Consider the following 20,711-nt stretch of genomic DNA (forward strand, 5'->3'; position numbering starts at 1 on the left):
CCCACACGGTAAAATGGCCGCAGTGATCCAGGCGGCTAAAGCAACGGCGCAGCTTTTTGTTTTAGCCGCCGTCTGTCTTCCCGTCTTTGCGAACATCCCAAGATCATCGCTCGTAGCCGAAAAACCGCATCTGGGGGTCGCCAACTTTGCGCTGGTCTCGCACCGGGCTGATTCCGCCGCTAACGTACTGATCGCACCTGGGTTGCCGGGATGCTTGTACGATTCAAGCGCCAGACCTTGTTGTTCCGGCAAGGAACGGGATGCAGAGACGGGCCTGGACTTCTTCGGAGCACGCTATATGAGTTCGGCCATGGGGCGGTTCACCAGTCCCGATGTTCCGTTGCTCGATCAGCAGCCTGGAGACCCGCAGAGTTGGAATCTATACAGCTACGTTCGCAACAATCCGCTGATCTTTACTGATCCGACCGGCAACGACTGCGTGTACGTGAACAGCGGCGGAAATGGCGTCGACAGCATCAACAACCAGAACACTTCGCAGGACTGCGGGAAGACTGGCGGCTATTGGGTAGATGGTACGGTCACGCAGGCTCGGTTTGCACACGGATCCTTGATCCTTACTGGAACGACAGACGGGGCCAACCGGACCTCTGCTTCCTATGGTCTTGGGTCAGATCCTGGCCTGATGGCTCTACAGCGCGCCGGACAGATCGCCAGTCCGGTGACCGAGCCAAAGAACATTGCGGCGTTCTACATTGCTTCTGCCGCGGTTGGCTACGGTGGAATGCAACTTGCGGGGCGACTCGGGTATGCCGAACTACAATCGTTGGGGCGAATTATCCCAGAGATTGCACCAACGCCGGGGCACCTTGGCGCGGTAAGCCGGACTGCTGCGCAAGGGGGAAGGAAAGCTGTTGAGAAGTTTCTGCGCGGGCAACTCAAGGCACTTGCAGAACATGAGGAAAAGCTTGTTCGCTATCGCGCCGAAGGTGGTTACACCAGTCAGGTAGAGGGGACAATCAGAAATGTCAAGGGCCTTATCAAGGCTGCGACTGATTGGTTGTCCAAGAATCCATGAGCGTATTCAAGGGAAACGAAATCCTGACCTCGGTTGAACGCGTCAAGCAGCTGGCTGCGCTTCTCGCAGAGTCCCCGGACGTGACGCGGTTTGATGCTGGCGAGCATAAAGAGGCCTGGGCGTTGGCAGATTCTCTTGCCGAATTGGAGAAGCTGATGCGTGAATTCCTTGCATCAGATCTACCGCGGCTGGCTGGAGGTGGACTCCCTTCTAACCAGGTCTCTGGCGCACTTCTGGACATTGGCGAAGTCTTCCGAAGAGTTCTGTACCACATGATTGAGCAGCCAAAATACTATCGGTACCTTGTGCCTGCGGAGATGTTGGGCGGAGATTCAGTTGATGGTGGATCAGGCGATACGGACAGTCGGCAGTCATCGGAGTAGGGTTTATACGGAGTAACCACTTCGAATCAACAGGTTCGCGGGAATCGGCGTGAAGAGGCCTCTTGCAGAAGCAACAGGTTACCGGCGCGTATAACCTTGCGGCGAAGCGGGAAGCCGTGGGAATCGCGCAAGCCACACGCGGACAACAGGTTACCGTCCGGTAACCGAGCATAACCAAAAGTTCCCGGAAGCCGCTTTCAGCGGCTGAAAAATCCGGAGAGACGTCAGCCCGAGCGTGGCGCTTCTGGCATACGGATAGTCTCCGTATGCCAGAGGCTTGGGACCCGTATGCCCAAGTGGTTGAGTCCGTGCGGGATAACCTCGAAAATACCCATGGGGCTCCGTAGGCTCCTTTATGTTCCACTACCGGCGGGATGGAACTGAGGCTGTGGGGATGTGGATAACATCCACATGGAGGCGGCGCGAGACCCACATTGGCAAGTGCTTGCAAGGCCGAGCGATAGCCCCGGAAAACGCCGACGGCATGTAGGAGTCTCTTTATGTTCCACTACCAGAGCTGTTGGCTGTCGGAAAGCCATGGGAAGGCGGCCGCTTAGAAGCTCTTGGAATTTTCTAGAACTTCCTGGAATGCTGGCCGGGGCGTTGGAACTCTTGAGAACAACTTGACTCTCCCTGCAGCTTAAAAGGAGGCATACACCGATAACGAGGATAACGCTCTTCCGCATGACTAATTCTTATTCGACAGTATATTTTTGATCTCTTTGTATATCTCCAAGAATATCTTCTTCTGAGCAATTGAGCCATGATTCGCACCAAAAGACAATCGACTCCCCGAAGTCAAGGGCGGAGACGGCTCCCCGACTAATGCGTAGAGAAACTCAGAGGCACCAGGAAAGCCAGAAGCAGAACGAGTCAAAGCGATATCATTGTCCTCAAAAAGTTTTGTTTGGTAAGTGATCACTTTAAGTTTTGAGTACGTCGCCATGTATCCAGAGTCATCAATAGTCTTACACTCATAGTCTTCAAGAGTTATATGCTTCACGCGGTTTAGAGCTCATCTCATAAACAGCGAAGAATGATCATAGAGCAGGCAAGGTGAAGCATACCTGTGAAGTTATCGAGAGAGTATTCGTAGCGAGTGACGAGGCGGCGGAAGTTCTGAAGCCAGGCAAAGAGCCGTTCGACTTTCCAGCGGCGTCGATAGCAACGAAGAGACCGGCCATCCTGCGTACGATTCTTGCAAGTGCGCCGGTGTGGCGCAATCATCTCGACTCCGGTTTCGGCAAGCTCGTGATCCAGTTTTTCAGAGTCATAAGCTTTGTCACCAATCAGCCGTTGTATGGGTTCAGCGACGAAGATTTCGGCCAGAGTTTTCTGGACCAAAATCACTTCATGTGGAGTAGCACTTTCCGTGCAAACGGCGATAGGAAGACCGTTGCTGTCTGCCACTGCCATGATCTTGGTCCCCTTGCCCCGCTTGGTTTTTCCGACTCCAGGCCCCTTTTTTAGCGGAAGCAAAGCTTCCGTCGATGAAGGCCTCCCGGACATCGAATCCACCTCGAGTGCGAAGGTCTTCGGCTAACGCTTCCAGTATGCCTCTCATCACCCCAGACTTGACCCATTGCTGGAATCTGCGGTGGCAGGTCTGGTAAGGTGGATACCTCTCGGGCAGATCGGCCCAGGCTGCTCCGGTGCGCAAGATATAGAGAATCCCACCCAGTACTTCCCGTCGAGCACGCCACGGCCGGCCAAGGCCATCCTTGCGACGGGGAGGCTCCGGTATCAATGGATCTAAGATTGCCCACTGGGCATCGCTGAGTTCGCGTGCCGAATTCATCTTTCCAAAACATTATTGAATATTGCTGTCTTGGTTTGTGAGATGGCTTCTAATCTGTCCTCCCTACTTGCTCGCGCCATTCCTATGGAATGTTCCAGGAGTGGGCCCTGGCCCATTTGTTTTTGGCGCGATTGTGTTGAATGCTGTACTGTATGCGGTTGTGGCCTGGAAGGGTGTCTCTGTTTGGCGTGCAAGTATTGCGCCTAATCCGGAGGTGGACAGAAAAGATGGAGACGAAGAGTCCCGGTGATACCACTTGGATGAGGGCGGGACTCTTCCGTCGTACAGAACGGTGAGCTGTATTTAGCAGATGGTCTTCGGACACGAAGCGTTGCTGGCATCTGGTGAGATCAGGCTACCTCATGCGGCCATAGGTTACGCCTCGGCGATTTTCCTGTCGAGGAAGGTCAGAAGGTCTCGCGTCTTCTAGTGCATTGTCTGCAGTGGGCTTGCCGCCGGGTCTGACAGCAACCTTTGCTCCGGCTACGGTTGCCTCTTCGGTGACCACCACTCTCACCGTCCGGTCAGATGCTGCTACTCCCAAAGCCTCTGATGCGATCCGGATCAATACCCGAAGTGGCACGCTCACACAGTTTCTTGATCTTTCGGTGACGGTCAAGATCAATTGATCAGAAGAACAGCCTCAACAAAACGATGGACAGCTCCCCTCCACCCAGTAAATCCCGCAATTTATTTCTCCTCCATTTTCAATAACCTGGTGCTCCTCCCGCGTTCCCTCTCCCAGACCCACTGCTACGATGTTCCCGAAGGCGATCCCCGCCCTTCTTCGCAGCCCGGGACCCGCAAAGTCCCGGGCTTTTTCATTGGAATTGAGGTTTTCGCCATGATCACCGAAGCTCAAGTCGAAGCCCGCCGCGCGAATGGCCGCAAGAGCCGTGGCCCTCGCACCACCGAAGGCAAGTTCCGCTCCTCCCTTAACGCGCTCCGCCACGGGGCATACTCCCACAACTACGTCATCCGTACTGAAGACGCCGAGGTCTTCCGCAACTTTGCCAACGACATCATCGCTGAAATCGAGCCCAAGTCCGCCATCGAACTCGAGCTTGTCGATCATCTCCTCCTCAACGCCTGGCGCCGGCGCCGTCTCACCACTCTCCTCAACCAGCGTGCGAACAGAACGATTGAGGAAGTTGCCGCGGAGTCCACCGAATCCATCTCCGATCTCAATCTCCGTGCCTTCGAAAAGCTCGAAACGGAATGGCCGAGCTACACCCACCAGCAACAACTCGAATTTCGTTTCGCCAGCGCCTTCCAGCGTACCCTCTTGCGCCTCCAATCTCTCCGCCGGAACGAAGCCCAAATGGCGTACAAACAGCAAAAACGAAGGAACGAACCTACGGAGCACTGAACTCCATTGCTGCCAACCACTTAGAGAGCAAAAAATGACGCCAAAACGACACTTTTGTAACATGGCGCAAGTGAACCGCATCCTCCTTGTGCTCCTGCTCAGCGCTCCCATTCTGAGCGCCCAACAAGCTCCACCCGTTGCCCAGTTCCTCAGTGAACTGATCCAGCGCAACACGGCGAACCCTCCCGGAAACGAAGACCTCCTCGCGCAGTACCTCGCGCCGATCTTCAAGCAGGCGGGCTTCGAAGTCGACATCATCGCGACGCCGCAGAAGGGCAAGTCCCACTTCATCGCCCGTCTGCGCGGCAATGGCACCAAGAAACCTGTTCTTCTGGCGGCGCACGCTGATGTCGTTGGCGTTGAACGCGAGAAGTGGACGGTCGATCCCTTTGCCGGCACCATCCGCGACGGCTATGTCATTGGTCGCGGCGCCATCGATTTCAAAGGCGGCCTTGCCGTCTTTGCGCAAGCGGCTCTCGATATCGCCCGCAGCAAACGGGAGCTCGATCGCGACATCATCTTCCTCTCCGAAGCCGATGAAGAAGGCGGCCCCTACAACACGGGTTGGCTTGCCGAACGCCATTGGGACAAGATCGATTGCGAATTTTCTCTCAACGAAGGCGGCTGGATCGTCCAGGACGAGAAGACACGCAAGGTCAAGTACGTCTCCGTCTCGACCGCCGACAAGCTCAGCCTCAACCTGATCCTGCGCGCCAAAGGCACCTCGACCCACAGCTCTATGCCGCTTGCGGACAACGCGATCTTCCGTCTTGCCCGTGCCCTTGCAAAAGTCGGCGCCTACGACACGAAACCAAGGCTGAATGACTCGACCAAGCTCTTCTTCAAGACTCTCGGTGATGTCAGCGAAGAGCCGCTCAAGACGCAATTCTACGATCTTGTTGCTGGTGCCGATCCGGCTAAGCTTGCCGCAGCCGACAAGGCCATCTCCCAGAACCCGCTCCTCCACGCCATCATGCGCAACACCATCGCGCCCACCTTCCTCAATGCAGGCTTTCGCGGCAATGTCATCCCTGGCTCCGCGGATGCGACGCTGAACTTTCGCGTCATCCCTGGTACCACGATTGGCGAACTCATCGACGAGATCCAAACCCTCGTCAATGACCCACAGGTGGAGGTTCTCGAAGCAACCACTCGCCTCTCGAATGCCGTCATGACGCCCGAGCAGCAACAGGCCGCTGTCGCAGCAGCCAAGCGCCCCACGGTGCCGGAATCGCCACTCAGTTCAGCGCTCTACCTTGCTGTTGCGAAGCACGCAAAGCAGACTTATCCCGAAGCGCAGGTCACGCCCTATCTCTTTCAGGCGGGCACTGACGCCTATGCCTGGCGCTCCCGCGGCATTCCTGTCTATGGAATCTACCCGTATCCGATCACCGCGGAAGACCTCACGCGGATGCACGGCAACGACGAGCGGATTCCCGTCGCTTCGCTCGTGTCTGGACTCAAGATGATTACCAACATCCTGCTCGAAGTTGCAGCGAAGCACTAATTTATCGAGCGCTAAAGCGAAACAACTCATCAGCAGCCGCAAGAATTGTCAGCCGCAAGCGGGCAGGGTAGTGGGGTGGCAACGTAGCAAGAAAGCGCCGCACCACGGTAGCCGACTCGCGATCCCGATGCCCCCGCAGCGTTGTGCTGATCCACCGTTGCGGGAAGAAAATGTCCCCAGTCTTCTGGATCTCCTGCAGCACCACAAGACTGGGCAATAGGAAAGGCTCACTCGCCTTCGCCCGGCTTGGATGATGCAGGTAGCGAAGCGCATCGAGGACCCAGGACTCATGTGCCCGGTTCTTCCGATCGAGCAGGCTCCGGAAGAATTGAGCCCGCACTGCCGGGTCCGCATCAAGCGCCGGCAGTACAAAGGCAAACTCCGCCTTTCGATCGGGATTTTGGATCTTCGCCAACTGCTGCTGCCGCACATCAATGCCGCGCAGCGCCAACTCAGACGCCAGGGCAATTGAGTCATTCTCTGCCAGCGGCAAGTCGGGAATCAGTAGTTCCTTCTTCCAAACCCGAGTCAGCCAATCCATTGCTTCCGGGCTGCTCGCCGTTCTGCTGTAAGCCTCAAAGTAAGCGGCCTTCAAGCTGCGGCTCGGCGCTGTTTCGATCCGTTCCCGCAGCAGCGTCTCGACACGCGGCTCCCGATTCCAGAGGCTCAGACGTGTCAAGTCCGTCAGTGTCCGTTGGATGTTCAACTCGTCACTCTCGCGTGGCAGCCAGGCCAATGCGAGCAACTGCAAGTCGCGCTCTGCGACCTTGCCATCGAGCATGTTCTCCCAAAGAGTCCCCCAGGCAATGGCCCGCGTCAGCGCGTCGGGGATCTCGGGCAGATGCGCCAGCAGATAAGTCCGGCTGTGTGCATCGAGCGTATAGCTGCCATAGCCATCGGGCAGTACGAAGTGGCCATAGCTCTTTGTTTTGCCGGCTGGGGGCCGTCCCGCCGTATCGATCCAGATCTTGCTCCAGGTCTTCAGATCGGCCGGCGTTTGTTCATCGAGGATCGTGATCAACTGATCCCAGGTTACATTCGAAAAGGAGTAACGCTTCAGATACACACGCAGCGCATTGCGAAACTTCGTCTCGCCGAGCAAGGCTTCCAGTTGGCGCATCACGATCGGAGCCTTCTGATAGATGATCGGACCGTACATCGAACCGGCATCGTTCAGATTGGCCAGATGCTGCCGGATCGCATTCGCACCCGCTGTCCGATCGACATCGTAGGCCGTGCGATAGTGCGACAGGTAAAAGCGCAGCTCATGATTCAACTGTGGAAAGGAAGGGTTCACGATCTTTGCCGCCATGAAGTTGGCAAACACTTCCTTCAACCACACATCGTTAAACCACTTCATCGTGACCAGGTCGCCAAACCACATGTGCGCCGTTTCATGTGCAATCAGGCTGGCCCGACCCAATAACTGCTGCTGCGTTGCACTCTCGTCCAGAAAGAGCGACTCGGCCTTATAGTCAATCGCGCCGGGATGCTCCATGCCACCGAACTGGAAGGCGGGCAACGCCACAAAATCAAACTTGCCAAACGCATAAGGGAGGCCGGTGTACTCTTCCATCGCACGGATCGCCCGTTCATGCAGCTCGAAGATCGCTTTCAGATTGCGATCCACCTTCTTGCGATCGGTCTCGCGATGGAAGAGCCGCAGACGGCCCGATTGCTCCACCTGGAACTTGCCGGCGGCAACAGAAAGGAGATAGGTGGGCAGAGGTTCGGTTGCCACGCCGGGGGCCGCGTTGCTGATGGCCTGCCAGCCCGCAGGCACCTGCATCGTCACAGAGAAGCGGGTCTTCAAATCGGGCTGATCAAAGCAGGGAATCGCAAAGTGAGCCCGGGCGGGTACAAACAATGAATAGAAGTAGTCTGGATTGCGATTGAGCGGCGCATCCCCGGCGCGAAAACGGATCTCAATCGGCTCGGCGCCCTTGCGCAACACCAGATGGCCGTTCACCCATCGATAAGGAACGCTGACGCTCAGAATGTGGTCGGCTCCGGGCGCGAAGTCGAGCACCACGGGCTGCTCGGGTTGCTGCAGGGAAAAGCGAATCTTTGCGGTGCCCACAATCGGCTGCTCGCGCTGGGCGGGAACTTGGAGGTGTAACTCGTAATGAATGTCACGAATGCGCCGTGCTCTCTCGGCGGCCAGTGCCTCGCTGATCCCAGGCTGTGGATCGGGCGCTGCCGCCAGAAACAGAAGAGCGAGCGTGACGTCGATCATTCCCCTAGGATGCCAATGAATTCATCACGAATCGGATATGCGCTTCAAGAAAGCTCTCATTGAGCGGCTGGCGTCGCAAGAGATAACGATAGATCACAGAGCCGTAGATCTCATCGACCAGGGTCTCCATGTCGAGACGGCATTCCTTTTGTTTGCGCTGGCATTCCCGCACGATCATGTCGCGCAGCACCTCGCGGCGGCTCTCGATAAAGGCGAGAAAGGCGGCGCTGCTTTCGTCATCAAGTTGCGATTCCGACACGAGTCCCCGCAGCACTTTGCCATCGATGCTTGTTTCTAACCGTTCGGCCAATAGATAAAGGAGGGCCCGCAGATTCGCTTCAAATGAGCCCTGGTCTTCGGGTAGCGGCATCATCTTCGAAGCATTTTCGACAAAAGCCTCGCTCACGATAGCGGCCTTTGTCTTCCAGCGCCGGTAGATGGTTGGCTTGCCCACTCCGGCCTTCTGCGCAATCGCCTCAATGGTGAGGTTGTTGTAGCAGGTGGTCTCCAGTAACTCGAGTGTCGCGTCGAGGATCGCTGTATTGGCCGCTTCCGAGCGGGGTCTGCCGCGGTGCTGCGTAAGGGGAAGGGCCGTATCCATCGTGGTGTCTCTACTCTATCGAATAGACGCGATATTGACATTATGGTTGCGTAGTACCTGTCCGGTGGCGCGGTCGAAGGACAGCTTGGCTTTCATGTAGCCATTCAAAGCGGTCACCGACGCGCTGCGGGCTTGGGCTAGGTCGCGCTGGAGCTGAATCACCGAAGCCTGAGTGGTGGCGCCGGCTTCGAGCTTCTCGAATTCGGCGTCCACCGCCTGCTTCTCAAACTGCTCTTCTGCTTGCGCCGATTCGTAGCTGGCCCGCGCCTGCTCCAACGCAATCTGCGCGTTCGCTATCTCGAGCCGCACTTGCTTCTCGAGCTGGCGCAAGCGGATTTCCGATTGCCGCACCGTAAACTGATCGCGCTCGACATCGGCCTTTGCCGCGCGATTGCGAATCGGTACCGATACGTTCACCGCCACTCCGTAATCCGGATAGTTGCGGCGGAATACCTGGCCCAAGGCCGATCCGAGCCCGTCGAGGAAAATCGGATTCACCATGCGCGGCGTGCCGTTTGGCGTCAACTCGCCGCCGTTGCCGTTCAGGTCGCCACCCAGACCGTTGTTTGCGACGCGGGCCACCAGATCGACAGAAGGCAACAGCGCGTTCTTGCTGCCCTTCAAGCTGATGCCGGCGTTCTCAATCTGCAGACGGGCCTGGCGCAGGTCGGGACGCTCCTCAATTGCTGTATCGGAGTAGTCCTTCAGATCAGGAGTCTCCACCTTGGCATGGTCGGTTGTGATCACCTCGGTGGCGCGCTGCTTGTCGTGGGTCAGATAGTCGAGCAGCACTAGCTCCTGCTGGCGCACCAGCGAGCGGGCGACATTCAAATCGCGCTCGCGGCGGCTGAGTTCGGCTCGGGCCCGGGTGACGTCAATGGAGGCGCTCTTGCCCACCTCGAGCGATGCTTGCGTGTCCTCAAGCAGGCGCTGCGAAGACTTCAAGGCTTCCTCGCGAACCTGGATGTCCTGGCGCAGGCTTTCGAGATCCCAGTACAGGCGAACCACCGCCGAAATGGTGACGATCACTTGTTGCTCAAACACATGATCGGCGACGGCCTCGTTGTTCTTCGCAATCCGGATGTAGCGGTTATTCACCGTCCGTCCAAAGCCGCGCAGCAAGGGCTGGGTCAGACTCAGGGCTAGAGTCGAGCTGAGATAGGGGTTGTAGCTCTGCCAGGGGTTGTTGTTCGACAGCCGTCCCAGATCGAAGCTTGCGGCCAGCCTCGCACCGGTCGAGAAGCCTTGGGCAATGTTGGTCGAGAAGTTTGCGCTATTCGAGTTGGTCGCATCGGCGCCGGCAAAGAAGGGCGAGGCCTGCGGCACGCTCCGGTGATCGACGCCGATCGAGCTGTTCCAGTCGATGTCGCGATTCACTGGAGCGACGCCGGTAGCCAGCGGCACTGAACCTAGGATCGAAAGGTCGGTCAAAGTGCCAGGGCCGGTGAGCCGGTCGAGGGCGGGCACGTCGCTGCCACCCGCGCGCCCGGCCTGCCCTGGAATTGGGCTACCCAAGCCATTGGGGCCTTCCCGCACGGCGAGGCTCACGCCGCGGAGCGTGGCCCCGGCGCGGGCTCGCAGGGTATCGGTTTTTGCGATCCGCAGATTCTCCCGTTGGAGGTCGATATCGAGGTTATTCTTGAGCGCCATCTCGATGGCATCACTGAGGCTCAAGTACAATTTGGCTTCTTGGGCAGGGAGCTGCATCAGGGCCAGAAAGCCCAGCACGAAGACGCGTTTCATGAGAGGAATCCTTTACTTCTGAACCGAAACTGTCTGCGCTTCTTGCAGACCGTCGGAGGGGTTGCGGACTACGGTTTCGCCAGCGGAAAGGCCCCGGGCGATTTCCAATTTGGTGCCAAGGTCACGGCCCAGCTTGACGCTCCGGTAACGCACCTTGTTGTTGGCATCGACGGTGACCACGCGATTGCCCGAAGCGTTTGACATCAGCGCATCAGGCGGCACCAATACTACGGGTTCTTGCCGCTTGGCATTGAGTTCGACTTCGGCATACATGCCGGGCATCAGCTTTCCAGCCTGGTTGTCGAGCTGCACTTCTACCTGCATGGTGCGGCTGGCTGCGGTTAAGGCCTGCGCGGTGCGAACGATCCGGCCGGTGAACTGTTGGCCCGGCAACTCGCGCATCACCACCTTTGCGCTTGCGCCCTCTTGGACAGAGCTTGCATAGACCTGCGGCACACTCACCTTCACGCGCAGGATGTTGTTCTGGGCGACGGTAAAGAGCGGTACCGAACCGCCAGCCGTCACCAGGTCGCCGCGTTCGACATGGCGTTCGGTCACAACGCCATCAAAGGGGGCAACGATGGTTTGGAAGCTGACCATCTGCTCGAGACGGCGCACATTGGCCTCATGGGCTGTGATGTTCGCTGCCTGCGCCTGTACTGCTGCATTTGCGGTGGTGATGCCGGCCGAGGACGCGGCGACTTCGGCATTGCGGGCGTTCAATTGCGAGAAGCGCTCATCGCCTTCCTGCTTCGGCAGCACGCCCCGGCTCACCAGCCGGTCCCAGCGCTCGTAGGTGGTTTGGGCGATGGCCTGGTTGGCCTTCGATTGGTCGAGCAAGGCATGCGACTGGCTGACCAGGGCCTGCGATTGCGCATAGCTGGCTTTGGCCTGTGCGAGCGCGGCGCGGGCTTGTGCCAACTGCTGCTGGATTTCAGGCGAGTCCACAAAGGCGAGGGTTTGGCCGGCGCGCACCCGGTCGCCGATATCCACCAGCCGGCGCGCTACATAGCCGGTGGAGCGGGAATTGATTTGCGCGACATAGTTTGGCTCCGTCGCACCCGGAAGCCGGATGTTGCCATCCTCAGCCGCTGATTCCACCTTGGTCACCGCGACAACTGGCAGTGTCGCTTCTGAGGCGAAGACAACAGATTTGCTCCGGTTCTGGCGCTCGATGCGCGGGACAATGCCAACGGCGAGCAGCCCGAGGACAAGGAGAGAGAAAGCGAGAATTGCGTTTTTGTTCATGAGAGATTTCTGTCCTGTGGGTTTGATTACGTTACGCTGCGATACGATTCTTCCGGATCATCGTAAAGATGAGCGGTACAAAGAGCAGGGTCGACACGGTTGCCAGTGTCAGCCCGCCGATGACGGCCCGGGCGAGAGGGGCATTCTGTTCGCCGCCTTCCCCGAGTCCGAAGGCCATCGGTAACATGCCAATCACCATGGCCGCAGCGGTCATGAGGATGGGGCGCAAACGAGTGGAGCCCGCTTCAAGCGCCGCAGAGAAGGCATCGAGACCTTCCTCGACGCGCTCCTGGGCAAAGGTCACCAGGAGGATCGAGTTCGCCGTCGCGACGCCGATGCTCATAATGGCTCCCATCAAACTTGGGACATTGAAGGTGCTCTGGGTGAGGAACAGTGCCCAGACAATGCCGGTGAGCGCGCCAGGCAGCGCCGTGATGATGACGAAGGGTGTCGACCAGCTCTGGAAGTTGACCACCATCAGCAGGTAAACCAGCAAGGCGCTTGCCGCGAGCCCCATACTGAGGCGGGAGAAGGCCGAGTTCATCGATTCCACCTGGCCGCGCACGGTGATGGTATTGCCAGCCGCAAGCTTCGGACGGAACTCCGCGGCAATCTGATCGACCGCCGTGGCCACGCTGCCCAGGTCTGTATCCTGAACGCTTGCATAGACGTCGAAGGTGGGCTGCACGTTCGTGTGCGTCGCATTGACGACGGTCTTCTCACGCCGGATGTGCGCAATGTTGCTCAGCAGTTGGACGCTGTCGGCGTTGCGGGCTTGTACCGGTGTGTTTTCGATGTCATTCAAGGACGACACCAGGGTTTGCGGGGTCTGCACCGCCACCATGTAGGTCATGCCCATCCGTGGGTCCAGCCAGAAGTTCGGTTGCACCTGGGCGGAAGAAGCAAGGCTGACAAAGACGTTGTTGGCGACGTCCTGCTGGGTCAGGCCAAACTCGGCGGCGCGCTCGCGGTCTACTTCCACCTTGAGCGCGGGGGCGTCCACCACCTGATGCAGATGGACATCCACCAGGCCTGGAATCTTGCGCATTCGTTCCTCGATCTGCTTTGCGATCTCCAGGTTTGCCGGGCCGCCATAGCCCGCCACCTGGACATTGACCGGGGCAGGGAGGCCGAAGTTCAGAATCTGGCTGACCATGTCGGCGGGCTGGAAGTAGAAGGTGGTGCCGGGGAAATGTTTGGGCAACTCCTCGCGCAACCGGCGCACGTAGTCCGCTGTCGGCGCGTGGCCGTGCTTGAGGCTGATCGAGATCTCGCCGTCAAAGGTACCGATGGTGGCGCCATCGCCAAAGGCAAGATTGAAGGGCTGTGAAGAGCGGCCAATGTTGTCGAGCACCAGCTCAATTTCCTCCGCCGGCACCACGCGGCGGATCGCCTGATTGACCGTCGTGAATAGCCGTTTGGTCTCCTCCAGCCGCGTCCCTGGGGTCGCCCGGACATGTAAGCGAATCTGGCCCGCATCGACAGTGGGGAAAAAGTCCTTGCCGACAAAGGGGGCGAGAACGAAGCCAGTTGCCATCACCAGCCCGGCGCTAAACAGGGCCGGATTACGATGGGCCAGCGTCGCCCGCAGTGTGGCTTCATAGACCTGAGCGAAGCTGGTGAAGACCCGGTTGAAGCGCAGGTGCGCTGCCTCCACGACGCGCGTGAGGCGGCTCTTCGGCCGGAGCCCATGATTCTCTTCCTCCTCGGAGGGCAGCAGGAAGTAGACCAAGGTGGGCACCAGCGTGCGGCTCAGCAGGTAGCTGGCGGCCATGGCAAACACGACCGCCAAGGCCATCGGCGTAAACAGGAACTTTGCCGGGCCCGTCAGGAAGACCACGCTGACAAAGACGATACAGATGACCAGCGTCGAGACAAAAGTGGGGCCGGCGATCTGCGACGCCGCCGTCAGGATGCCGTCGCGCAGATTCGTGCCGCCCTTCGACATGATGCGGTGGATGTTCTCGATCTCTACTGTCGCGTCATCGACCAGGATGCCGATTGCCAGGGCCAGGCCGCCCAGCGTCATCACGTTCAAGGTGTGGCCCATCGCCGATAGCGCCAGAATGGAAGTGAGAATCGACAGCGGAATCGACACCGCGATGATCAGCGTGCTGCGCCAGGAGCCGAGAAACAGCAGGATCATCGCGGCGGTGAGCAGCGCGGCAATGATCCCCTCATGCACCACGCCATCGATGGCCCCGCGCACGAAGACCGACTGGTCGAATAGCTCCTGGATGTCGAGCCCGGGCGGCGCGGAGGCCCGGGTGACCGGAAGGATCTCGTTCTTGACCTGGTCGATGATGTCCAGCGTGGAGGCGCCGCCGGTTTTGATGATCGAAAGCAACACCGCCGGTTCGCCGTCCTTGCGGACGGCGTTGATCTGAACGGCAGCTCCATCGCGCACATTGCCAATGTCGCGGACGTAGGTGGTGACGCCGTTGGCGTTCTTGACCGGGAGGTCATTCAGCGCGGCAATGGTATCGGTATTCGAATTGAGGGAGACCTGGTAGTCGATTGGTCCGACCTTCGCATTGCCCGAAGGCAACATCAGATTCTGGGCCTGCACGGCATTGGAAACATCGATCGGGCTCAAGCCGCGCGCGGTGATCGCTTGCGGATCAAGATCGACCATCACCTGGCGATCGACGCCACCATAGGGGGCAGGCAAGAGCGCGCCTCGAACAACGGAAAGCTGCTGCCGCACCCGGTAAATGCCATAGTCATAGAGCGCCGACTCAGGCAACGTCTTTGAGCTCAGACTCAACTGGATCACCGGCACGCTTGAGGCGCTGAAGCGCAGGATCCAAGGTGGATTGATCCCTGGTGGCATGCGGAAGCGGATCGAGTTGACGGCGCTGTTCACCTGCGCCATCGCTGAATCGATCCGGACATTCTCGTGGAAGTAGATCTTGATGACACTGACGCCACTGAGGGTCTGGCTCTCGATGCTCTTGACGTCGTTGACGAGCGCCAGCACAAACTCGCTGAAGGTGGTGACGCGCTTCTCCATCTCGGGAGTGGGCAGGCCCTGGTAGTTCCAGATCACCGTGATTTGCGGGACGTTGATTTCGGGGAAGATGTCGGTGGGAGTTTTGACGAGAGCGAAGGAGCCCAGCAGGAGAATGAGAACAGCGAGTACGGCAATGGTGTAGGGCCGATTGAGGGAGAGGCGAACAATCCACATGTCGGTTTAGATACGATACGGAACGAAACGATCCGAAAAAGTTTCCTGTGGATTGGCTGAGGATTGGATTTGACAAAGAGAATTCGTACGCGATATCCTATGTAAGTTTGGCGAGTAGTGCTTCTGCTCTTTGAGCTACCCGTTCCCAGCCGACTCCTCGGAGAAAGCATATGGGACGACCGGCCAGAGCCGGCCCCGCTACTAGGACGTACGCACCGCAAGGTGTTGCGACGCAACCTGGCAAGGGCTAGTCAAGAACCTTCAATCCGCAAGTCGTTGATTGGATAGCAGTTTTGTTCGATCAATTGCATTTGCAACGCCCATTGAGTATTAACCAGTTTTAGATTTACTCGCGTTTGTGCGCTTTAGCGTGTGAACGTGAAACCGTTGAGAGGGTAACTTTCGTGCCAACGTTTAACCAACTCGTGCGCAAGGGCCGCACGCCTATCAATTACAAGACCGCTAGCCCGGCCTTGCAGGCCTGCCCGCAGCGCCGTGGTGTCTGTACTCGTGTTTACACGACGACGCCGAAGAAACCGAATTCCGCTCTCCGGAAGGTCGCCCGCGTCCGTTTGACTAACGGAATCGAAGTGACGACCTACATTCCTGGCGAAGGTCACAACCTGCAAGAGCACTCGATTGTGCTGATCCGCGGTGGTCGCGTGAAGGATCTTCCGGGTGTTCGCTATCACGTAGTTCGTGGCACGCTCGATACCGGTGGTGTGCAGAACCGCAAGCAGAGCCGCTCCAAGTACGGGGCCAAGCGGCCGAAGTCGTAAGGACATTTGAGGATCAATCATGGCAAGACGTCGTAGAGCTGAAGTTCGTGAAGTAGGGGCCGATCCGATTTACAATTCGACCCTGGCTACGAAATTCATCAACAGCATGATGTGGGATGGCAAGAAGAATACCGCACAGAGGATCTTCTACTCGTCATTGACGGCGCTCGCTGAGCGCGGTCAGGACGATGCCCTGAAGTTGTTCAAGAAGGCCGTTGAGAACTGCCGCCCGCTGCTCGAAGTAAAGAGCCGCCGCGTTGGTGGCGCCAACTACCAGGTGCCGATCGAAGTGCCCCAGACTCGCCGCACGAGCCTTGCAATTCGCTGGATTCTGTCGAATGCACGCAACCGCGCCGAGAAGGGCATGGTGGATCGCCTGGCCAATGAATTGAATGACGCTGCGAATATGCGCGGCGGAGCGATTAAGAAGAAAGACGACGTCCACCGTATGGCCGAAGCCAATAAAGCCTTCGCCCACTATCGCTGGTAAGGGAGCTTTTGAAGTAATTTATGCCTCGTACAACCCCACTTGAGCGAATGCGCAATATCGGCATCATGGCGCACATTGATGCCGGCAAGACCACCACGACGGAACGCATCCTCTATTACACTGGCCGCTCCTACAAGATCGGCGAAGTACATGAGGGCACGGCCACCATGGACTGGATGGCGCAGGAGCAGGAGCGCGGCATCACGATCACCTCGGCCGCGACCACTTGCCAGTGGGGAAACATCCAGATCAATATCATTGATACTCCGGGCCACGTTGACTTCACTGCTGAAGTGGAGCGCAGCCTCCGGGTTCTTGATGGTGCGGTCGCGGTGTTTGACGCGGTAGCTGGTGTGCAGCCGCAAACGGAAACGGTGTGGCGCCAGGCTGACAAGTACAAGGTGCCTCGCATCTGCTTCGTCAACAAGATGGACCGCATCGGTGCGGACTTCTTTCATGCGGTCAAGACCATGGTCGATCGTCTCGGTTGCCGTCCGGTGCCGATTCAGATTCCGGTCGGCGGGGAAGATCAGTTCAAGGGTGTTGTCAATCTCGTAACCATGAAGGCCCGCATCTGGCTCGATGAGAGCCTGGGAGCGAAGTTCGAGGACATTGAGATTCCAGAGCATCTGCTCGATCAGGCCAATGAGTATCGTGAGAATCTCATTGAGGCCGCCTCGGAAGTGGATGACGTGTTGATGGAGAAGTACCTCAATGGTGAGGCTCCGACTGAAGCTGAGCTCAAGAAGGCGATCCGCAAGGGTACCCTCGAGCAGTCCTTCTTCCCGGTGATCTGTGGTTCGTCCTTTAAAAATAAGGGCGTGCAGAACATGCTGGACGCGGTGGTGGACTATCTGCCTTCCCCGGTAGATGTGCCCCCGATGAAGGGCATTGATTTCGACAATCGCGAGCTGGAAGTGATCCGCAAGGCAGACGACAACGAGCCCTTCTCGGCGTTGGTCTTCAAGATCATGACCGATCCGTTCGTTGGCCAGTTGAGCTTTATCCGCGTCTATTCGGGCAAGCTGAACACGGGCGATCAGGTCCTCAACGTTTCGAAGAATCGTTCCGAGCGCCTGGGCCGTCTCGTCAAAATGCACGCCAACAAGCGTGAAGAAATTCAGGAAATCCTGGCCGGCGACATTTGCGCGGCCGTGGGTCTGAAGTCGGTGATCACCGGCGATACGATTTGCGACCCGAACAAGCCTGTCATCCTTGAGTCCATTGACTTCCCGGCTCCTGTGATTCAGCTCGCCATCGAGCCGAAGACGAAGAGCGATCAGGAAAAGATGGGCATGGCGATTGCAAAGCTGGTTGCCGAGGATCCCACTTTGCGGGTGAACACCGATCCCGAAACGAATCAAACGATTCTGGCGGGCATGGGTGAACTTCATCTCGAAATCATCGTCGACCGTATGCGCCGCGAGTTTGGTGTGGAAGCGAATGTGGGTAAGCCGCAGGTCGCCTACCGCGAGTCGATTCGCCAGACCGCACTCGGCGAAGAAAAGTATTCGAAGCAGACCGGTGGCCGCGGCCAGTACGGCCACTGCAAGCTCCGCATCGAGCCTCTCGATACGGGTGGTGGTTATGAGTTCGTGAGCGAAGTCACGGGCGGTTCGATTCCGAAGGAATACATCCCGGCCATCCAAAAGGGTGTTGCCGAGCGCCTCGAGATGGGAATCATCGCGGGCTTCCCGATGTCCGACATCAAGGTCATTGTCTACGAAGGCAGCTACCACGAAGTCGATTCCAGTGAAATGGCGTTCAAGATTGCGGGTTCTCTCGCACTGCAGGACGCCGTCAAGAAGGCAAGGCCGGTTCTGATGGAACCGGTGATGAAGGTGGAAGTAGTGGTGCCGGATGAGTACATGGGCCCGGTGAATGGCGACTTGATCAGCCGCCGGGGTCAGCTCCAGGGTACCGAGCGGCAAGGTTCGACAACGATCATCAATGCGATGGTTCCGCTGTCGGAAATGTTTGGCTACGCGACCGACCTCCGGTCGAAAACTCAAGGCCGCGGCGCGTTTACGATGCACTTCGGCAAGTACGAAGATCTGCCGAAGAACTTGGCGGACGAGATCATCGCAAAGACCAAGGGCACGGGCCGTTAGAAGAGAACGAGGAGCTTAAAAGTATCATGGCGAAAGAGAAATTTGACCGTAGCAAGCCGCACGTCAACATTGGCACGATTGGGCACATCGACCACGGCAAGACGACGTTAACGGCAGCGATCACGAAGGTGTTGTCCAGGCACAACCCGAAGAACACATTCCGGAGCTTCGACTCGATCGACAACGCGCCGGAAGAAAAGGCTCGTGGTATCACAATTGCCGCTTCGCACGTGGAGTATGAGACGCCGAATCGTCACTACGCTCACGTGGACTGCCCCGGCCACGCCGACTACATCAAGAACATGATCACCGGTGCGGCGCAGATGGACGGAGCGATCCTCGTCGTTGCCGCCACCGACGGCCCGATGCCCCAGACCCGCGAGCACATCCTGCTGGCCCGTCAGGTGGGTGTGCCCTACATCGTCGTTGCTCTGAACAAGACCGACATGGTGGAAGACGCCGAGCTGCTCGAGCTGGTGGAGATGGAAGTGCGTGAGTTGCTCTCGAGCTACCAGTTCCCTGGCGACGATCTGCCGGTGGTGCGTGTGTCCGCTTTGGGGGCGCTGAATGGCGAGCCGCAGTGGGAAGCAAAAATTGACGACCTGATGGCGCAGGTGGATGCGTATGTTCCGATTCCGGAGCGCGCCATCGACAAGCCGTTCATCATGCCGATCGAAGACATTTTCTCGATCCAGGGCCGTGGCACGGTAGTGACTGGCCGTATCGAAAAGGGCATCGTCAAGGTGGGTGAGGAATGCGAAATCGTCGGCTTTACGGCGACGCGCAAGACCACGGTGACGGGTGTGGAAATGTTCAAGAAGTTGCTGGACGAAGGTCGCGCGGGCGACAACGTCGGGCTCTTGTTGCGCGGCATTGAAAAGAACGACGTGGAACGCGGTCAGGTGATTGCGAAGCCGGGTTCGATCAAGGGCTATAAGAAGTTCAAGGGCGAAGTGTATGTCCTGAGCAAGGAAGAAGGCGGACGTCACACTCCGTTCTTCAACGGGTATCGTCCTCAGTTCTACTTCCGTACGACGGACGTGACGGGTGTGGCGCACTTGCCGGAAGGCACCGAGATGGTGATGCCTGGCGATAACGTGCAGATGACGATCGACCTGATCACGCCGGTTGCGATGGATAAGGGTTTGCGCTTCGCCATCCGCGAAGGCGGCCGCACTGTCGGCGCCGGTACTGTGTCGGAAATCATCGAGTAGGGAATCATGAATAAAGAACGCATCCGCATCCGCCTCAAGGCATACGATCATCGCGTACTCGACCAATCGACGAATGAAATCGTTGACACGGCTCGTCGTACGGGTGCGGTGATTGCCGGCCCCATCCCGCTTCCCACGGTGCGGAACCGCTACACGGTGAATCGTTCACCGCACGTGGATAAGAAATCGCGGGAGCAGTTTGAAATTCGCACGCACAAGCGCTTGCTCGACATTCTCGAGCCGACGCAGGACACGGTAGACGCGCTGATGAAGCTCGACCTACCGGCTGGCGTGGACGTCGAAATCAAAGCTTTCGGCAAGAAGTAAGAGTTTTTAGGAATCCGTAGTTAGGCCCTGGAGAGGTTGGCAATGAGCCCAGGAATTTTAGGTAAAAAAATCGGCATGACGCAGATCTTCCGCGCCGATGGGCAGGTAGTCCCTGTCACATTGGTGAAGGCCGGACCCTGCGTTGTAACGCAACGCAAGACCCCCGCCACGGATGGTTACGACGCCATTCAGGTCGGACTGATGGAGTACGTCAAGCCGGCTAGAATCAACAAGCCCGCGACGGGCCACCTGAAGAAGGCTGGCACGGACGGCGTACGCTATAGCCGCGAGTTCAAGCTGCGTCAAGGCAGTGGCGACTTCAAAGCTGGCGACAAGATTACGGCCGAAGACTTCAAGCCGAACGAGAAGATCGACGTGATCGGGATCTCGAAGGGCCGCGGGTTCCAGGGCGTTGTCAAACGCCACAACTTCCGCGGCGGTCCGGGCGGCCACGGTTCGATGTTCCATCGCGCCCCTGGTTCGATCGGCGCCTCGAGCTTCCCCTCACGTGTCTTTCCGGGCATGAAGATGGGTGGCCACATGGGGACTGACACGGTGACCGTACGCAATCTCGAGATTGTGGAAGTAGACACCGAAGAGAACGTGATCATGGTGAAGGGCGCGCTGCCCGGAGCAAATGGCTCCTATGTCATGATCCGTCGCGCAAGGGTGGGGAGCTAAA

General features: G+C 58.1%; 17 protein-coding genes. 11 read left to right on the forward strand and 6 right to left on the reverse strand.

The window, feature by feature from the left end; all coding sequences use genetic code 11:
- Positions 1–13 precede the first annotated feature (13 nt).
- The gene (locus M017_RS0110805) at positions 14–1,036 is read left to right on the forward strand and encodes an RHS repeat-associated core domain-containing protein (RefSeq protein WP_031497855.1); all 1,023 of its coding nucleotides are present in this window, start codon (positions 14–16) and stop codon (positions 1,034–1,036) included.
- Entirely contained in the window at positions 1,033–1,419 is a 387-nt protein-coding gene (locus M017_RS0110810) for a hypothetical protein (protein ID WP_031497856.1), read from the forward strand. The genes M017_RS0110805 and M017_RS0110810 overlap by 4 nt, the downstream gene beginning before the upstream one ends.
- Positions 1,420–2,439: 1,020 nt before the next feature.
- Here M017_RS0110810 and M017_RS28660 read toward each other — a convergent pair.
- Positions 2,440–3,217 (reverse strand): IS5 family transposase gene (locus tag M017_RS28660; protein ID WP_202901641.1). Its coding sequence is split into 2 segments (ribosomal slippage): positions 2,440–2,869 and positions 2,868–3,217, totalling 780 coding nucleotides; the frame shifts between segments, so codons are not numbered across the junction.
- A gap of 434 nt (positions 3,218–3,651) precedes the next feature.
- On the opposite strand from M017_RS28660, the gene M017_RS0110830 reads away from it, so the two are divergent.
- The 3 genes from M017_RS0110830 (at position 3,652) to M017_RS0110840 (ending at position 6,093) form a co-directional block, all read left to right on the forward strand.
- Entirely contained in the window at positions 3,652–3,846 is a 195-nt protein-coding gene (locus tag M017_RS0110830; protein WP_031497859.1) for a hypothetical protein, read from the forward strand.
- 215 nt (positions 3,847–4,061) lie between these two features.
- Entirely contained in the window at positions 4,062–4,586 is a 525-nt protein-coding gene (locus M017_RS27600; protein WP_162179887.1) for a hypothetical protein, read from the forward strand.
- Between the two features lie 34 nt (positions 4,587–4,620).
- Positions 4,621–6,093: a M20/M25/M40 family metallo-hydrolase gene (locus tag M017_RS0110840; RefSeq protein WP_238325862.1), complete on the forward strand. Its 1,473-nt coding sequence runs from the start codon at positions 4,621–4,623 to the stop codon at positions 6,091–6,093.
- A gap of 1 nt (position 6,094) precedes the next feature.
- Here the strand turns inward: M017_RS0110840 and M017_RS0110845 are convergent, their stop codons facing one another.
- Genes M017_RS0110845 through M017_RS0110865 form a run of 5 tightly spaced genes read right to left on the reverse strand, consistent with a single transcriptional unit; the run spans position 6,095 to position 15,108 of the window.
- Complete coding sequence (locus M017_RS0110845; protein ID WP_035957768.1) at positions 6,095–8,329, reverse strand: M1 family metallopeptidase; 2,235 nt, start codon at positions 8,327–8,329, stop codon at positions 6,095–6,097.
- 4 nt (positions 8,330–8,333) lie between these two features.
- Positions 8,334–8,930, reverse strand: a complete 597-nt coding sequence (locus tag M017_RS0110850; protein ID WP_031497863.1) for a TetR/AcrR family transcriptional regulator — start codon at positions 8,928–8,930, stop codon at positions 8,334–8,336.
- 15 nt (positions 8,931–8,945) lie between these two features.
- Positions 8,946–10,673, reverse strand: coding sequence for a TolC family protein (locus M017_RS0110855; protein WP_031497864.1), 1,728 nt, complete (start codon positions 10,671–10,673; stop codon positions 8,946–8,948).
- 12 nt (positions 10,674–10,685) lie between these two features.
- Positions 10,686–11,921, reverse strand: coding sequence for an efflux RND transporter periplasmic adaptor subunit (locus M017_RS0110860; protein WP_051669848.1), 1,236 nt, complete (start codon positions 11,919–11,921; stop codon positions 10,686–10,688).
- A gap of 31 nt (positions 11,922–11,952) precedes the next feature.
- A complete protein-coding gene (locus tag M017_RS0110865) occupies positions 11,953–15,108 on the reverse strand; it encodes an efflux RND transporter permease subunit (RefSeq protein WP_031497866.1) in 3,156 nt (1,051 codons plus the stop codon).
- A 404-nt stretch (positions 15,109–15,512) separates the two neighbouring features.
- Between M017_RS0110865 and rpsL the strand changes: the two genes are divergently transcribed.
- Genes rpsL through rplC form a run of 6 tightly spaced genes read left to right on the forward strand, consistent with a single transcriptional unit; the run spans position 15,513 to position 20,710 of the window.
- Positions 15,513–15,887 (forward strand): 30S ribosomal protein S12, encoded by a 375-nt coding sequence (gene rpsL, locus M017_RS0110870; RefSeq protein WP_031497867.1) that lies wholly within the window; start codon positions 15,513–15,515, stop codon positions 15,885–15,887.
- Between the two features lie 19 nt (positions 15,888–15,906).
- Complete coding sequence (gene rpsG / locus M017_RS0110875) at positions 15,907–16,377, forward strand: 30S ribosomal protein S7 (protein ID WP_031497868.1); 471 nt, start codon at positions 15,907–15,909, stop codon at positions 16,375–16,377.
- A 20-nt stretch (positions 16,378–16,397) separates the two neighbouring features.
- Entirely contained in the window at positions 16,398–18,488 is a 2,091-nt protein-coding gene (gene fusA, locus M017_RS0110880) for an elongation factor G (RefSeq protein ID WP_031497869.1), read from the forward strand.
- A 26-nt stretch (positions 18,489–18,514) separates the two neighbouring features.
- Positions 18,515–19,702 (forward strand): elongation factor Tu, encoded by a 1,188-nt coding sequence (tuf, locus tag M017_RS0110885; RefSeq protein ID WP_031497870.1) that lies wholly within the window; start codon positions 18,515–18,517, stop codon positions 19,700–19,702.
- Between the two features lie 6 nt (positions 19,703–19,708).
- The gene (gene rpsJ / locus M017_RS0110890) at positions 19,709–20,029 is read left to right on the forward strand and encodes a 30S ribosomal protein S10 (protein ID WP_031497871.1); all 321 of its coding nucleotides are present in this window, start codon (positions 19,709–19,711) and stop codon (positions 20,027–20,029) included.
- A 42-nt stretch (positions 20,030–20,071) separates the two neighbouring features.
- Positions 20,072–20,710, forward strand: a complete 639-nt coding sequence (gene rplC, locus M017_RS0110895; RefSeq protein ID WP_031497872.1) for a 50S ribosomal protein L3 — start codon at positions 20,072–20,074, stop codon at positions 20,708–20,710.
- Position 20,711 lies beyond the last annotated feature (1 nt).

This window comes from Bryobacter aggregatus MPL3 (assembly GCF_000702445.1).
GTDB lineage: Bacteria > Acidobacteriota > Terriglobia > Bryobacterales > Bryobacteraceae > Bryobacter > Bryobacter aggregatus.